The 15015-nt window shown below is 29.0% G+C and carries 26 protein-coding genes and 4 pseudogenes; 29 read left to right on the top strand and 1 reads right to left on the bottom strand.

Translation table 11 applies throughout. The features are described from left to right. The first annotated feature begins 140 nt into the window (after positions 1 to 140). From EAG11_RS09520 to EAG11_RS09405, 25 genes and pseudogenes are all read left to right on the top strand, one after another. Positions 141 to 545: an AHH domain-containing protein gene (locus EAG11_RS09520; RefSeq protein ID WP_207209634.1), complete on the top strand. Its 405-nt coding sequence runs from the start codon at positions 141 to 143 to the stop codon at positions 543 to 545. Positions 546 to 547: 2 nt separating this feature from the next. Beyond that, positions 548 to 1138 carry a hypothetical protein gene (locus EAG11_RS09515; RefSeq protein ID WP_129538982.1) on the top strand — a complete coding sequence of 197 codons (591 nt, stop codon included), beginning with the start codon at positions 548 to 550 and terminating at the stop codon, positions 1136 to 1138. Between the two features lie 403 nt (positions 1139 to 1541). Next, complete coding sequence (locus EAG11_RS09510) at positions 1542 to 1760, top strand: hypothetical protein (protein ID WP_129538981.1); 219 nt, start codon at positions 1542 to 1544, stop codon at positions 1758 to 1760. Between the two features lie 11 nt (positions 1761 to 1771). Next, on the top strand, positions 1772 to 2230 hold the full coding sequence (locus EAG11_RS09505; RefSeq protein ID WP_129538980.1) for a hypothetical protein: 459 nt from the start codon (positions 1772 to 1774) through the stop codon (positions 2228 to 2230). A 296-nt stretch (positions 2231 to 2526) separates the two neighbouring features. Continuing rightward, a complete protein-coding gene (locus tag EAG11_RS09500) occupies positions 2527 to 2943 on the top strand; it encodes a hypothetical protein (RefSeq protein ID WP_242499360.1) in 417 nt (138 codons plus the stop codon). Positions 2944 to 2956: 13 nt separating this feature from the next. Next, complete coding sequence (locus EAG11_RS09495) at positions 2957 to 3259, top strand: hypothetical protein (RefSeq protein ID WP_129538979.1); 303 nt, start codon at positions 2957 to 2959, stop codon at positions 3257 to 3259. 315 nt (positions 3260 to 3574) lie between these two features. Then, a pseudogene (locus EAG11_RS22805) lies at positions 3575 to 3667 on the top strand (RHS repeat-associated core domain-containing protein); the annotation flags it as partial. A gap of 159 nt (positions 3668 to 3826) precedes the next feature. Further along, entirely contained in the window at positions 3827 to 4078 is a 252-nt protein-coding gene (locus EAG11_RS09485; RefSeq protein ID WP_129538978.1) for a hypothetical protein, read from the top strand. A 13-nt stretch (positions 4079 to 4091) separates the two neighbouring features. Further along, positions 4092 to 4604, top strand: coding sequence for a hypothetical protein (locus EAG11_RS09480; RefSeq protein WP_129538977.1), 513 nt, complete (start codon positions 4092 to 4094; stop codon positions 4602 to 4604). Positions 4605 to 4745: 141 nt separating this feature from the next. Next, positions 4746 to 5039: pseudogene (locus EAG11_RS22800) on the top strand (AHH domain-containing protein); the annotation flags it as partial. Between the two features lie 134 nt (positions 5040 to 5173). Continuing rightward, the gene (locus EAG11_RS09470) at positions 5174 to 5764 is read left to right on the top strand and encodes a hypothetical protein (protein WP_129538975.1); all 591 of its coding nucleotides are present in this window, start codon (positions 5174 to 5176) and stop codon (positions 5762 to 5764) included. 278 nt (positions 5765 to 6042) lie between these two features. Next, positions 6043 to 6318, top strand: coding sequence for an HNH endonuclease signature motif containing protein (locus tag EAG11_RS09465; protein ID WP_129538974.1), 276 nt, complete (start codon positions 6043 to 6045; stop codon positions 6316 to 6318). A gap of 16 nt (positions 6319 to 6334) precedes the next feature. Beyond that, entirely contained in the window at positions 6335 to 6952 is a 618-nt protein-coding gene (locus tag EAG11_RS09460) for a hypothetical protein (protein ID WP_129538973.1), read from the top strand. Between the two features lie 412 nt (positions 6953 to 7364). Next, positions 7365 to 7733, top strand: a complete 369-nt coding sequence (locus tag EAG11_RS09455; protein WP_129538972.1) for a hypothetical protein — start codon at positions 7365 to 7367, stop codon at positions 7731 to 7733. Next, positions 7723 to 8067, top strand: coding sequence for a hypothetical protein (locus EAG11_RS09450; protein WP_129538971.1), 345 nt, complete (start codon positions 7723 to 7725; stop codon positions 8065 to 8067). The genes EAG11_RS09455 and EAG11_RS09450 overlap by 11 nt, the downstream gene beginning before the upstream one ends. 245 nt (positions 8068 to 8312) lie before the next feature. Continuing rightward, positions 8313 to 8528: an RHS repeat-associated core domain-containing protein gene (locus EAG11_RS09445; RefSeq protein ID WP_129541071.1), complete on the top strand. Its 216-nt coding sequence runs from the start codon at positions 8313 to 8315 to the stop codon at positions 8526 to 8528. Positions 8529 to 8766: 238 nt separating this feature from the next. After that, positions 8767 to 9138, top strand: coding sequence for an Imm44 family immunity protein (locus tag EAG11_RS09435; protein WP_129538970.1), 372 nt, complete (start codon positions 8767 to 8769; stop codon positions 9136 to 9138). Positions 9139 to 9329: 191 nt separating this feature from the next. After that, positions 9330 to 9434: pseudogene (locus tag EAG11_RS22795) on the top strand (RHS repeat-associated core domain-containing protein); the annotation flags it as partial. Positions 9435 to 9455: 21 nt separating this feature from the next. After that, complete coding sequence (locus EAG11_RS09430; protein WP_207209633.1) at positions 9456 to 9827, top strand: AHH domain-containing protein; 372 nt, start codon at positions 9456 to 9458, stop codon at positions 9825 to 9827. Between the two features lie 202 nt (positions 9828 to 10029). Further along, the gene (locus EAG11_RS09425; RefSeq protein ID WP_129538968.1) at positions 10030 to 10413 is read left to right on the top strand and encodes a hypothetical protein; all 384 of its coding nucleotides are present in this window, start codon (positions 10030 to 10032) and stop codon (positions 10411 to 10413) included. A gap of 190 nt (positions 10414 to 10603) precedes the next feature. Further along, complete coding sequence (locus EAG11_RS22250; protein ID WP_129538967.1) at positions 10604 to 11092, top strand: RHS repeat-associated core domain-containing protein; 489 nt, start codon at positions 10604 to 10606, stop codon at positions 11090 to 11092. A 1-nt stretch (position 11093) separates the two neighbouring features. Then, positions 11094 to 11681, top strand: a complete 588-nt coding sequence (locus EAG11_RS09415) for a hypothetical protein (RefSeq protein ID WP_129538966.1) — start codon at positions 11094 to 11096, stop codon at positions 11679 to 11681. 223 nt (positions 11682 to 11904) lie between these two features. Next, positions 11905 to 12009 (top strand): annotated as a pseudogene (locus EAG11_RS22245) (RHS repeat-associated core domain-containing protein); the annotation flags it as partial. A gap of 105 nt (positions 12010 to 12114) precedes the next feature. Next, complete coding sequence (locus EAG11_RS22240) at positions 12115 to 12405, top strand: hypothetical protein (protein ID WP_242499326.1); 291 nt, start codon at positions 12115 to 12117, stop codon at positions 12403 to 12405. Between the two features lie 63 nt (positions 12406 to 12468). Further along, on the top strand, positions 12469 to 12918 hold the full coding sequence (locus EAG11_RS09405) for an SMI1/KNR4 family protein (protein WP_129538965.1): 450 nt from the start codon (positions 12469 to 12471) through the stop codon (positions 12916 to 12918). Between the two features lie 180 nt (positions 12919 to 13098). On the opposite strand, the gene EAG11_RS21685 is transcribed toward EAG11_RS09405, so the two are convergent. After that, entirely contained in the window at positions 13099 to 13260 is a 162-nt protein-coding gene (locus EAG11_RS21685) for a hypothetical protein (RefSeq protein ID WP_164998687.1), read from the bottom strand. Positions 13261 to 13394: 134 nt separating this feature from the next. Here EAG11_RS21685 and EAG11_RS09400 point away from each other — a divergent pair, with 134 nt between their 5' ends. The 4 genes from EAG11_RS09400 (at position 13395) to EAG11_RS21680 (ending at position 15009) form a co-directional block, all read left to right on the top strand. Continuing rightward, the gene (locus EAG11_RS09400) at positions 13395 to 13607 is read left to right on the top strand and encodes an RHS repeat-associated core domain-containing protein (RefSeq protein ID WP_129541069.1); all 213 of its coding nucleotides are present in this window, start codon (positions 13395 to 13397) and stop codon (positions 13605 to 13607) included. 40 nt (positions 13608 to 13647) lie between these two features. Continuing rightward, entirely contained in the window at positions 13648 to 13932 is a 285-nt protein-coding gene (locus tag EAG11_RS09395; RefSeq protein WP_129538964.1) for a hypothetical protein, read from the top strand. A gap of 27 nt (positions 13933 to 13959) precedes the next feature. Then, complete coding sequence (locus tag EAG11_RS09390; RefSeq protein WP_129538963.1) at positions 13960 to 14262, top strand: hypothetical protein; 303 nt, start codon at positions 13960 to 13962, stop codon at positions 14260 to 14262. A 582-nt stretch (positions 14263 to 14844) separates the two neighbouring features. After that, complete coding sequence (locus tag EAG11_RS21680) at positions 14845 to 15009, top strand: hypothetical protein (RefSeq protein ID WP_164998686.1); 165 nt, start codon at positions 14845 to 14847, stop codon at positions 15007 to 15009. The last annotated feature ends 6 nt before the right edge of the window (positions 15010 to 15015 follow it).

Below are 15015 nucleotides of genomic sequence, written 5' to 3'. Positions count from 1 at the left end.
ATGGGCTACTTTTTCCTTTTTATTTGAAAGAAAAATAAGCTATTTTTGAAAAGATAAAATAGTATCAGAATGAAATAAAAAAGATGCTCACGCGAGCCAAAAAGAGGTGTAGCTTTATCTTTCTCAGGATCCAATTGGGCTTGGCTTCTGGAGAGTTTGGGTTTTATAACTATGTTGATGATTCTAATAGGTGGATTGATGTTTTTGGGCTATCTGCCTATGCACCCACCCATCATATAGCTACTAATAAAGATAAAGCATGGAAAGGTTTATTTCAATCACTTTTTAGAAAACATGGATTTGGGAAATTTAAAAATGGCAGAGAACGTAAAGATGTTCTAAATGACCCGCGAAATAAAGTAGATGTAGTAGGCCATAAAGGGCCTCATAATGAACCAAGATTTCACGAGAAAATTTATGACAGATTGAAAAAAGCTGGTGAAAAAGGAGGTGATGCTGGTTTTGAAGTTGAACTTGCTAAAATGAAAACTGAATGTACGCAAATTGGTAGTGATATGAACAAGATTATTACTAAAACATATTAATTATGGCATATTATAAATTAAACCTAACAGGTGAAAATAAAGTTTGGAAAAAGTACTTTACTTTTAAAAATAATTTTTTTTTAAGTGGAAAAGAAATTAATTTTACTGATATTTATCCATCAAAAGAAAAGATAGATAGGTTAAAAATTCAAGCTCTAAATGATAACGGATATGATGTATTGAATGAGAATGATTTTACAAAAGACATAGCTCCTAATTTTAAGAGAATAGATGGAACTATGATTATTAAAGGCTCTGTGTTCGAAAAGGAATTATTTGAGGATATAAAAGGTTTAGAGTTTGTACCCATAAAAATAGTTGGTAAATTTAAAAGCGATTATAAATTAATGAATTTTACTAACGTTATTAACTGTGTTGATTATGTTAATTCAACTAAAGCAGAATTTGATTTTTTAAGTACATTAATTTTGCTAAAATCTAAAATTCCAAATGATGTTGACGGGTTCTTCCTGTCAGGTTGGGCAAATTATGATAGATTTGAGGTTATTGTAAATGATACATTAAAAAAACAATTATTAAAATTAGAAAAAGCATCAGAGTTTTTGATATTTGATAAAATAGAGGTAAGCTAATTGTATTATTATAAATAGTCCTTTATTGTCGCAAACATCTAGCTTGTGCACACAAAGTAATTTAAAACGACAAAATCTGCTAATTTAGTGGGTTTTGTCGTTTATAAGCATACTACTATGACCATGAGGGAGGGCGGTATATAAGTCAGGATCCAATTGGGCTTAGTTCTGGAGAGTTTGGATTTTATAATTATGTTGATGATTGTAATAATGAATTAGATGTCTTTGGGCTTAAGAGAACTTACGAAAGAGTTAGGGCTCATGGAGAGATTGATGGTGTTAGAAGAACTGATTTAAATCAACGAGCACGAAGAAGAAAATTAGCTGATAAGAATAAAAAAATATTGGTTTCAGACAGAATAAAAGCAACTAATAAAAAAACAAGGTTGTTCCCAACAATAATATGGCTGATGCTCATGCAGAAATGGGAGTAATACAGCAATTTCATGATTTAGGATTAACAGAAGGAAAACATATGAATCTAGTAATCACAGGAGAAAAAATGTGTAATTATTGTGCTTCATCTAAAACTGGGGTTTTAGCAGCAGCTAAAGAGTCTGGATTAAAGTCCATCACAATTACAGACAAAGTAGCTAATACAATAAATACTTTTAAATTTTAAATCAGTTAAAAATGGAAGAATATTTATTGATGACAAAAATTTGTTATAAACAAAATGGAAAATCAAAATTATTAAAAAACACTAATCTGAGTGTAGAAAAGATAAAGGAAGATATATTAGAATATTTTGATTTGGGACATTGTAGTATTGAGCTTATGTTTAGGAAAAAATATTATGGTGATGGGAAAAATGTATTATTATATATACCCGAAAATGAAATTTCCATATCAAGTTTAAATATTAAATTCTGTTTTGGTATTTTTTTAATGACTTGTTTAGATTCAAATGGAGAATTGTATAGTTTCATTAATAAGAGTTCTGTAGACAATTTAAAAGAATATTTTATTCAAGACGAAATTTATTATGAAGAAGAATTATGTTTTGATATAAATGTTGTTATAGAAATTGCTATTGATTTTGTGTTAAATAAAAGAATAAATTTAAATTATTTTGAAACTGTTTTTTCATAAAAGTTCCCCCCGTGCTGGCGCAAGCTTCTAGCTTGTACACACAAAGTAATTTAAAACGACAAAATCTGCTAATTTAGCGGGTTTTGTTGTTTATAGAGATATTCTTTTAAAAATCATCTCTTTAAATTGAAAGAAAAAGCCTGTTTTTGAAACAGATAAAAAAATAAAAGTACGTTCTTAAAGAAAAAAAAGCCTTGCGCGAAGCAGATTGAAGTAGGTGATTTTGAAAAAATGGAGTAGAGAAGAGACTTGCTTACAATCGTTTTAGGTACTATGATCCTGAGGAAGGACGGTATATAAGTCAGGATCCGATTGGCTTGGCTTCTGGAGAGCTTGGATTTTATAATTATGTTGATGATTGTAATAATGAATTAGATGTTTTAGGGTTAAAAAAAACATATTCTGACCCTAAAAAATTAAGCTTAACCGAAGAGGGCAAACATCATGTCATAGATAGACACTGGGGTAGTCATCCTGATTGGTCACATAAAAGTAAATGGGTTGGAAATAGAGCTGAATGGAAAACAAAATCTCGTAAAACTTTTAAAAATCCAGATAGAATTAGTAGAGATGGAAATCGTTATATTTATGAAAAAGAATTTAAAAAGCCGATAGGTAAAGACGCTCTAGGAAATGATTTATTCAAATCTAGAGTTGTAACAGAAGCAAACGGAGATTTAGTAACTTCCTTTCCTCAGGCAGATTGGAAATAAAAGAAACATTAAAATGGGATTAGATATCGTTATATATAAAGAAAACAATCAAAAAAAGATAACAGAAATAAAAGAAAAAACACATAAAGTTATTTTCTCTACTCAAAATGATTTATCAGAAATGACTCAATTAATTAGATTAAAAGATTATTATAAAACAAATGTTCATCTTGAGCTAGAAGAAGTCAAAGTTTTGATTGATGATTTGAAAAAAATTTCTAAACAAATTGAGAGCTTTCACAAAAATGAGATTATCAATATTATTAACCTACTCTCAGAACCTATGCTAAAAAAAGTTCATATTGCTGGAGATTAAGTGTTGAAATAATAAAATAAATTCTTCGTGCTGGCACAAGCTTCTAGCTTGTGCACACAAAGTAATTTAAAAACAAGAAACCCGCTAATTTAGAGGGTTTCTTGTTTTATAGAGATAATGTTTTATTGTGCTAATTGTTGTGTTTTTTTTATTTGAAAGAAAAATAAGCTATTTTTGAGTTGTAGAGTAATAAGTTTTACTAATTTATTGAAAGTACAGTAGAGAGAAGATTTGCTTACAATTGTTGTGTTTTTTTTTATTTGAAAGAAAAATAAGCTGTTTTTGAAGTTGTACAGCAATAAGGTTTGGTAATTTATTGAAAGTATAGCAGAGACAGAACTTGCTTACAATCGTTTTAGGTACTATGACCCTGAGGAAGGGCGCTACATAAGTCAAGATCCGATTGGACTATTAAGTGAAGAGTTCGGGTTTTATAATTATGTTGATGATTCTAATAGGTGGATTGATGTTTTTAGGCTTTCTACTTATGATGGATTAAGACCTGAAAACGGATATGAAAAAGGGAAAAAACATGGTATAAAACAGCAAGATAGTGATGCTATTAAGATGGCGACAAAAACGACTCCTATAGGAAGATGGGGAAATAAAAAAGATTTAAATTATGCTGTAATTCAGGTAGCTACATTAAATCCAGGCGAAATGAAAGACTTTCCTATAAACTCTGATCACAAAAGTACAGTGTTTCATTCTGATGGATCACAATCTGTTCCTGATAAGATTAGGGTTAGAAATAATGGAAATGGTACATTTCATGGCTTTCCAATAAATTCTTCTACAGCTGGTCCAATAGTTCAATAAATCAATTTAAAAAATGTTTAAGATAAAATTTAATTGCGAAAATGTAATCGGAACTTTTGATGAAGATGACGAAACAGTAGGAGAAGCAATAGAGTCTTCTTTTGGAAATTATGATACAGATGTTTTTATTTATTGGAACAGCTATATAATATATCTAAACAAAAAATGTGATATTAGTGATATATACAATGATATAATTAAAATGATCTTATGTCTAAAAGAGAATAATACTGAAAATATTGCTATAAATTTTTTATCTAGCAATTTTACAGCTAAATGGGATTTTAGTATAAAAAAAGACTTTATAGCCGTTACACCTAGATGGATAAACGTAAGTTTAGAATACGAAGGAAAAATGATTGATATTCAAGATTTGCATTCTATTAGAGAAGATATTATTTTAAATATTGATATTAAATCTTTTATTGACGAATGGAATAATCTATTATTAAACATTAAAAAACACCTAATATCTATTGGCTATAACAATAATTTAGAAGGATTTGAATACTTAGAATCTATTTAGCATCCCCTCCCGTTGGTGCAAGCTTCTAGTTTGTGCATGCATATAAGTACAACACAAAACCTGATCAATCGGGGTTTTATTATTTGATAAAGTGATTTAAAGGAAAGAAGAAAGGATGAAAATCCTGAGGAAGGGCGCTACATAAGTCAAGGTCTGATTGGACTATTAAGTGAAGAGTTCGGGTTTTATAACTATTTTCATGATACGAACGGTTGGATTGATGTTTTAGGACTATCGGCTTATGCTCCTACCCATCATATTGCAACTAATAAAGATAAAAAATGGGATTTTCGATTTCGAAAACTTTTTAGAAAACATGGATTTGGTAAATTTAAAAATGGCAGAGAGCGTAAAGATGTTCTAAATGACCCGCGAAATAAAGTAGATGTAGTAGGCCATAAAGGACCTCATAACGAACCGGGATTCCATGACGAGATTTATGACAGATTGAAAAAGGCAGGTGAAAAAGGAGGTGATGTTGGTTTTGAAGGTGAACTTGCTAAAATGAAAACGGAATGTACCCAAGTTGGTAGTAATATGAACAAGGTTATTACTAAAACATATTAATTATGACCTACTATAAATTAAGAATCAATGAAGAAAATAAAGTTTGGAAAAAGTACTTTTCTTTTGATGCTAGTTTTTTTTTAAGAGGAAAAGAAATTGATTTTACGGATATTTATCCATCAAAAGAAAAGATGGAGAAGTTAAAAATTCAAGCTCTAAATGATAACGGGTTGGTTGTATTAAATGAGAATGAGTTTATTAAAACTACAGCTCCTAACTTTGATAGAATAGATAAAATTACGCTTATTAAAGGCGCTGTGTTCAAAAAGGAATTATTTGAAGATATAAAAGGTTTAGAGTTTGTACCCATAAAAATAACTGGTAAATTTAAGAGTGATTACAAATTAATGAATTTTACTAACGTTATTAACTGTGTTGATTATGTTAATTCAGTTAAAGAAGAATTTGAATTTTTAAGTACATTAATTTTGCTAAAATCTAAAATTCCAAATGATGTTGACGGGTTCTTCCTGTCAGGTTGGGCAAATTATGATAGATTTGAGGTTATTGTAAATGATACATTAAAAAAACAATTATTAAAATTAGAAAAAGCATCAGAGTTTTTGATATTTGATAAAATAGAGGTAAGCTAATTGTATTATTATAAATAGTCCTTTATTGTCGCAAACTTCTAGCTTGTGCACACAAAGTAATTTAAAACGACAAAATCTGCTAATTTAGTGGGTTTTGTCGTTTATAAGCATACTACTATGACCATGAGGGAGGGCGGTATATAAGTCAGGACCCAATTGGGCTTAGTTCTGGAGAGTTTGGGTTTTATAACTATGTTGATGATTCTAATACAGAGTTGGACTTATATGGTCTCGCAAGGAGTAAATATGCAACTAGAAGTAAAGCCAGTTTAAAAAAAATGCGTGAGGCATTTAATAAAAGAGGAAGGAAAAATTTTCTCAAAAAATTAGGTAAAGATACTGACGCATTGAAAAAAAGAGGTTTTTCAGATGACCAAATAAGAGAAATCCAAGCAGGGAAAGTACCTAAAAATTATGTAGTTCATCATAAAAATCCTTTATTTAGAGGAGGAACCAATAGTGCTTCAAATTTAGATTTAATGAAAGCAAAATTTCATCAAGAAAACTTTCAGCAACTTCATTATTATGATGGACCAACTTCTCCTTTTTACTAAAAAAAAATATACATATATGATATTACAATGCGAAAATTGTAATCAGTATTTTAAAGTTACTGATTTAGATAGTACTAGAATTATTAATGCTCAAAAAGAAAATAAAAAATTTTTAGTTTTATTTTGCCAAAAATGCTTTAATCATACTTCTTGGAAGCCTGAAAATGAAATTTTTAGTGATGAAAAATTACTAGAAAAAGAAATTACTAATATTAACAAATTTGAAACTGTCAATGATTTAGGAATTAAAAATGATATAGAAAGTTTTTTACCAAAAGAGTATTATCAATATTTAGTAGAAAATAAAGAATTAGAAATAAGAATTTCAAAAGATAGAGATAACTTTAACTTATTTAGTTTAGATGAATTATTTACAAATGTTTCGATAGATAATGAAGAATATTTAACTATTTTTCAATTAAAAGGATATTTCAAAACATTAAAAGAAGTTGGTTATGAATTTACTAAAAAAGAAGTTGAATTATTTGAAAATTCATTGGCAATTGGCTATGAGAATGGAGATATTTTATTTATCGATAAAAGAGAAGAAAATAGTAAACTATACATTTTTTATCCTGATGGAGGAGATATTGAAAAAACAAAGTATACTTTAAATAATATTGTCAATAGGTAATATAAGGAAACTGGCTTTGAAATCTTTTTTTTCCTGCTCTCCGCTGGAGCAAGCTTCTAGCTTGTGCACGCATAAATGCAACACAAACCCTGAGCAATCGGAGTTTTGTTGTTTTATATTAAAGTCAATTTTTTATTATACTAACTGCTGTGTTTTCCTTTTCATTTGAAAGAAAAATAAGCTATTTTTTAAATTGTACTGTAACAAGTTTTGGTGATTTATTGAAAGTACAGCAGAGAGAAGATTTGCTTACAATCGTTTTAGGTATTATGACTCTGAGGATGGGTGCTACATAAGTCAGGATCCAATTGGGCTTTTATCTGGAGAGTTTGGATTTTATAATTATATAGAGGATAGTAATAATGAATTAGATGTCTTTGGCTTAACTAAAACCTATGGCAAAGGTTTTGAAATGACTTCAAAAAAGAAAACTAATAAGAGAGAAGACGGTAGACGAGAAGATACATTTAAAAGAATTTTGCAAAGTATTCACGGAGAAGATAATGTCTTAAGCGAAAGAATGCTTTTGGATAGTAATGGGAATAAAGTTACTAGTGGAGGAACTGGGAGAAGAGTAGACTTTATAGTTACAGATAATAATGGCAATGCAATAAAATCTTATGAAGTTACGAGTAAGACAGCAGATAAAGGTGCTCAAGTAGCAAAGAAAATGCAATTAGAGGTAAAGGAGGTACATTTGTTAAAGATAAAAACGGCAATATGGTTGATGTCTCTAATGTTAGAACAAAAATTATACGAATTAAATAAAAATGGAAAATAATTATTTATTATTTGATGTTGATGCAATGATAGATGCATACATACGACAAAATGACAAAGAAAGAACTAAAGTAAAATGTATTAATTTATTAAAATTTTGTTTTTATAAAAATCTTTTACTAAAAAACCCTTTTAATGAAAAAAATGAATTAGAAAGTGGAATTATTAGAGAAAGTGATTTAACTGAATTAGGTTTGAAAATTTTTGAAAAATTAAGCTATAAATGGTTGGTTTATACAGACAAAAATGATGACAAAATTGATAGAATCAATAATATAAAAATGTTAGAGAAATATTATGATAAATTGTTGAAAGACTACGAGAGTAAAAAGTAATTCAGCTTATCTTAGCTAGTATAAATGCTAGTTGTATACCATAATTATAAAACAACAAAACCTGTTAATTTAGCGGGTTTTGTTGTTTTATAAAGCTAGCTGTTGAGTTTTACTTTTTGTTATGATAGCACCACGCACAGTATTGGTAAAGGAAATTACTTTTTTTCATTTGAAAGAAAAATAAGCTATTTTTGAAATTGTATAGTAGTAAGTTCTGGTAATTTATTTAAAGTTATGATAGTGAAATAGAACTTGCTTACAATCGTTTTAGGTATTACGATCCCGAGGAAGGACGGTATATAAGTCAGGATCCGATTGGACTATTAAGTGGAGAGTTAGGGTTTTATAACTATGTTGAAGATACGAATGGGTGGCTGGATATTTTTGGATTGGCGAAGTCGTATAATAAAGGGAAGCATGGTAACAGAAAGGGCTACAAAGAGCAGAAGGCTATAGTTTAAGAGATAGAACAACAGGAAGATTAAGAAAATTTGGAGAAACAACTAGAGGTGATAGGAAATTTGGTAGTGGAAAACAAAGAAGATATTCTAAAAAATATTTAGATAATAATAATTTAGATTATGTAAAAGAGACGCAGGGTTCTAAAAAAGGGATGCACAAATGGCAACATGATAAAATTATGGATTATAAAAGTAATAATGGGGGAAATAGACCTGATTTAAATAAAAGTGATTATTAATGAAATATTTTATAGGAGGAGAAATCGAATCAGATGTTTATGATAGATTTCGTATACAAAGGAATAAGATTTTAGATTTTTTAAAGCCAATAGAAGAAATTAAAACTTCTTCTATTAATGAAATTAGTTTTACGGTGTATGTGTTGAAAAAAACAAAAATTGCACCTATAACAAAATATATAAAAAAATCAATGAGATTAGAGTTAGAGATACCAATTGATTATAATATATTTTTGAAGAATACAGATGACGATAATTTTAAATTAATAAAAAAATCTATAATAGATGTTATGGTTAAATATGAAAACAAAAATATCGAAAAAGACTCATTACATGTAATTTATTCCAAAATTAAAGAATTACTAGAGTAAAAAGTAATCTCCCCCTAGCGCAAGCTTCTAGCTTGTGCACGTAAAGTAATACAAAACTACAAAACCCGCTAATTTAGCGGGTTTTGTAGTTTAATAGCGATAATGTTTTATTGTGCTAATTGTTATGTTTCTTTTATTTGAAAGAAAAATAAGCTATTTTTGAGTTGTACAGTAATAAGTTTTGGTAATTTATTGAAAGTACAGTAGAGAGAAGACTTGCTTACAATCGTTTTAGGTACTATGACCCTGAGGAAGGGCGGTATATAAGTCAGGATCCAATTGGGCTACAAAGTGGAGGGTTCGGGTTTTATAATTATGTGCATGATACAAATGGATGGATAGATGTTTTAGGACTCTCGGCCTATGCTCCAACTCATCATATTGCAACTAATAAGCATGACGATTGGGAACATAAATTTAGAGATCTTTTTAGAAAACATGGATTTGGTAAATTTAAAAAAGGCAGAGAACGTAAAGATATTCTAAATGATCCACGAAATAAAGTAGACGTAGTAGGCCATAAAGGACCTCACAGTGAGGAAGATTTTCATAAAAATATTTTTGACAGATTAGAAACAGCTGGTAAAAAGGGTGGTGATGCTGGTTTTGAAACTGAATTGGCCAAGATGAAAACTGAATGTACTCAAGTTGGTAGTGAAATGAATAAAATTATTACGAAAACATATTAAAAATGGATTACTATAAATTACGAATAACTGGAGAAAAAAAAGTTTGGAGAAAATATTTTACTTATGCTGAACGTTTTTTATAAACGAAGAAGAAACCAAGTTTACCGTTGCATATTTTAAAAATATAGAAAATAGTTTTACTATTGAAGCATTAAATGACAAAGGTATAGTTTTGGATGAATCTGATTTTAAAAAACAAAAAATGGCTGAGTTTAGTGTTATCGAAAGAATTTTGTTTATAAAAAAAAACATACTAAACAGAGCTGTTTTTACTGATATAAAAGGAATCTTGTTCAACGAGGTTAATGTTAGAGGGAAATTTTCAGATTCTTATTTATTACTAAATTTTACAACTGCTGTTAACTGTATTAATGAATCAAAATCGATTAAAGCAAACTTTGAGTTTTTTAGCACTTTAGTTTTAGATAAATCAAAAATACCTATGGATGTAGATGGTTTTTTTTTAAAAGATTGGGATAAGTATGGTGGGTTCTTCTGTATTGTTAATGAAAAATTAAAGGATACACTTTTAACTTTAGAAAAAGCAAAAGAATTTTTAATTTTTGATAGAATAGAATGCGAGTAATGCACTTACAATTGTAAGCTCCTAGTTTATGCACTAAGAGAATAGAACTATAAAACCCGCTGATTTAGTGGGTTTTGTCATTTTATAATGATAGTATTTTATTGTGTTAACTGCTTAATTTTTTTATTTGAAAGAAAAATAAGCTATTTTTGAAGTTGTACAGCAATAAGGTTTGGTAATTTATTGAAGTATAGCAGAGAGAAGATTTGCTTACAATCGTTTTAGGTATTACGATCCCGAGGAAGGACGGTATATAAGTCAGAATCCAATTGGCTTGGTTTCTGGAGAGTTTGGATTTTATAACTATGTTGAAGATACGAACGGGTGGATTGATGTTTTAGGACTATCGGCTTATGCTCCTACCCACCATATAGCAATTAATAAAGATAAAAAATGGGATTCTAAATTTAGAACGCTTTTTAGAAAACATGGATTTGATAAATTTAAAAATGGCAGAGAGCGTAAAGATGTTCTAAATGATCCACGAAATAAAGTAGATGTAGTAGGCCATAAAGGGCCACATTCGGAGAAAAATTTTCATAAAAAAAATTATGATAGATTGACTAAAGCAGGTAAAAAGGGAGGTGATGCTGATTTTGAAGCTGAACTTGTTAAAATGAAAACTGAATGTACTCAAGTTGGTAGTGAAATGAATAAAATTATTACTAAAACATATTGATATGAATTATTATGATTTAAGAATCAATGAGGAAAATAAAGTTTGGAAAAAGTACTTTAATTTTGGGGAATATTTTTTATATAGAAATAAAGAAGTAGAATTTCATTTGATATACAATATAGAAAACAAAGTAAACAATTTAAAAATTCAAGCTATAAATAGCCAGAGAGTTGTATTGAAAGAGAATGAGTTTACTAAAACGACAGCTCCTAATTTTGATAGAATACAGAATATACTGTTTATTAAAGATTCTATCTTAGATGAAAAATTATTTGAAGATATAAAAGGTTTAGAGTTTACAACAATAAAAATAGATGGTAAGTTTCAAAACGATTACAAATTAATGAATTTTACTAACGTTATAAATTGTGTTGATTATATTAATTCAGTTAGAGCGGAATTTGATTTTTTCAGTACACTTGTTTTAGATAGAACTAAAATACCAAACGATCTTGACGGGTTCTTCCTGTCAGGCTGGGATGAATATGGTGAGTTTTATTGCATTGTAAATGATAAATTGAAAAGCCAATTACTAAAAATAGAAAAAGCATCAGAGTTTTTAATTTTCGATAAAATACAGGTAAGTTAAGTGTGATTTATTAAAATAAGATTTATTCTCTGTTGGAGTAAGCTTCTAGCTTGTGCACGCAAAGTAATTAAAAACACAAAACCCTGAGAAATCGGGGTTTTGTTGTTTTATATAAAAGTCAATTTTTACTGTGTTAACTGCTTTATTTTTTTTATTAGAAAGAAAAATAAGCTATTTTTGAAATCATACAGTAGTAAGCTCTTTGATAGACAGTAGATAATTTATTGAAAGTTATGATAGTGAAATAGAACTTGTTTACAATCGTTTTAGGTACTATGCCCCTGAGGAAGGGCGGTATATAAGTCAGGATCCGATAGGACTTCTGGTTGGATTTGAGTTATATGCTTATGTTCATAATACAAATGGATGGATTGATGTTTTTGGATTAGATGGAATTACGATTGCAGAGTTATTAAAAGATGAACCTGAATTATTGCAAAATTTTAGAGATGAGTTCAAAAATAATCCTCAATGGCAAGGTATTGATCCTGATAAAACCAAAATACAATATGTTGATAAAGCTACTGTCGATGATATAAGAAAGAAGAAAGGTGAAAGCGTAGGACATCATCCGCATGGACTGGCTCTAGATGGTCCAGAGGGGCAAAAACTTACAATAACGAATGAAACACAGAAAATAAAAAATCCGTTAAATTCTTTAGCTACAAAAATGCAAAGACAATTAATAAAAAGGCTTAAAAGTACAGGCTATAATAAAAAATAGAAATAATATGCAAATAGAAGACTATATTAATGAGCTAATTAAAAAAAGTGGATTTATGATCCTATGGATAAACAAGATTATAATTTAGAAAATATTGCTGATGGAAAATTGAAAAATATTGATATTTCATATATACTTTTTTTAAAAAAAATTAATAAACTGACTAATAAAGAGGAAACTGTATGGTTTAACTCATTAATTGATTATTCAAATTTAGGAACTGATAAAAGTGCTTTTTTATGGAATGATTTTGAAGTTGATAGTTTGGAATGTGCTGAAGATGATGAAGAAAGAAATGAAATTGTTAAATTTTGGAAAAAATATTTACCTTTTCTTATCTCTGTAAAAAATGGATATTCATATCTAGGAATTGGTATTAAGGGAGCGAATATTGGAAAAATTGTTTATGGAAGAGAGCCTGAATATGAAGAGATTGAAGTTATTGCAAATTCATTTGAAGAATTTATGGAATTACATTCTTCTGAAACAGCTCAAATAAAAGATTTTATTTAAAACACCATGAGATAAGTGTTCCGTTTGTGAGCACGATAAAAAATTATTTAAAAAGCAAAAGAATCTGGATTTAAACCCCGCTCTGCGAAGAGTTCTTTATAAGTGCTGTGCGAATGTTTCTGAGTTCGCACTGAGAAGATAATAAATACAAACCCCGCTAATTTAGCGGGGTTTGTCGTTTTATAAAGCGAGTTGTTGAATCTCCTTTTTTGTAATAAAGGCATCTAAGAAAGTTTTAACAAGATTTTTTTCTTCGGGGTTTAGTTTTTCTACTCCTTGAAATTGTCTGATTAATTCTTTATCAGTTAATTGTAATTCTACCTGCTCAGAACCGCCATTCATTAAAAAATCGGTGCTTGTGCCTAATATAGAAGCCAGTTTTTGTAGTATATCAGATGATGGGCTACTTTTTCCTTTTCATTTGAAAGAAAAATAAGCTACTTTTGAAGTTGTACAGCAATAAGTTTTGGTGATTTATTGAGAGTATAGTAGAGAGAAGATTTGTCTACAATCGTTTTAGGTACTATGATCCTGAGGAAGGGCGGTATATAAGTCAGGATCCAATTGGGCTACAAAGTGGAGAACTTGGATTTTATAACTATGTTGACGATACGAATGTTTGGATTGATATTTTTGGACTTACAAAAACTTATTCTAGGGTTGACAAAATTAAGAAAGCCATGACATGATGAGAAAAGTAGAACTACTTTTTCAGTTGCCAAAGTTAAATTGAAAAATGGGAAAAAGGAAATTTGGGTAAGTTCTGCTGGCAAAAAAGGGTATGTTCCTCCTAGAATTAGAAAAGCAACAGGTACTGAAAAAGTAATTAAAAATAAATCAATTTCGGGAGATAGTATTAACAGATTAAATGATGCTGAACAAACAATTTTAAGAGAGGCAAATGCTCGAGGAGCTACAATAGAAGAAATTGGTGCTACAAGGGATATGTGCAAAGCTTGTCAAAATGCATTTTCTAATCAGTTAAATACTGTAGTAACACCACTGAAACCATAGAACCATTATTAACATTAAAAATGAAAGATGAACAAAGAAGATTTTCAAGATTATAAATTAGAAATTGAAGAGTTAACAGAATTACTAAATAGTGAATGGCTTGATTTAAAAAATTTAATTATATCAAACAACATTAATTTAGAAAAGACACTATTAGTTGGTTACTATGAAGATGAAGAAGGGATAGAATATGGATTACTTTACAATAAAAAAGAAAATTTTATCATAAAATTTGAAGTGTCTGACAACAATATTTCACTTACTGAAATTAATAATGTTAATGAAATAAGTGATGAGTTTCCTCAATTATTAGTAGCTATTGAACTTTAATCAAAATCATGGTTAAGTATCCCTACTTCCTTGAAATGTACATTAATTGAAACGATTATTATAAGTTGGTAAGTTGTGCGAAAATCTCTTGACTTCGTATTAATAATATTGAGCATACAAAAACAACAAAACTCCTCCATTTTGCGAGTGGTTTTGTTGTTTTGTATAAAAGTCAATTTTTATTATGCTAACTGTTGTGTTTTTTTTTATTTGAAAGAAAAATAAGCTATTTTTTAAATTGTACTGCAATAAGCTTTGGTGATTTATTGAGAGTACAGTAGAGAGAAGATTTACTTACAATGGATTAAGTACTATGCCCCTGAGGAAGGGGGGTATATAAGTCAAGATCCGATAGCACTATTATCTGGAGAGTTTGGATTTTATAATTATGTAGAGGATAGTAATGCATGGCTAGATGTTTTTGATTTAGCTAAAAAATATTCACAAAGAGTTCAAAATTTACCAGAACATTTACGAAAAAGACCAAAATGGAGGAAAAAAATAAAAGAAGATTTAGATAAAACAGCAATTAATGGTAAATTCTATGACCAAAAAACGAATAGAGAAATTACAGGTAAAAAAGTGATTGGACACAAAGAATCTTGGCGAAATTACCCAGATGACCCGGTAAATCATACCAAAACTAGAAAACAAGTTGCAGATGACTATAATAATATTGACAATTTAGGATATGAATGTGCAACACAAAGTTCAATCGACAGTGGTACATTTAAAGGATTGGAATAAATTAAT

The sequence above is a fragment of the Flavobacterium sp. 140616W15 genome, from assembly GCF_003668995.1.
Taxonomy (GTDB): domain Bacteria; phylum Bacteroidota; class Bacteroidia; order Flavobacteriales; family Flavobacteriaceae; genus Flavobacterium.
This window is presented reverse-complemented; position numbering and strand designations above follow the sequence as displayed.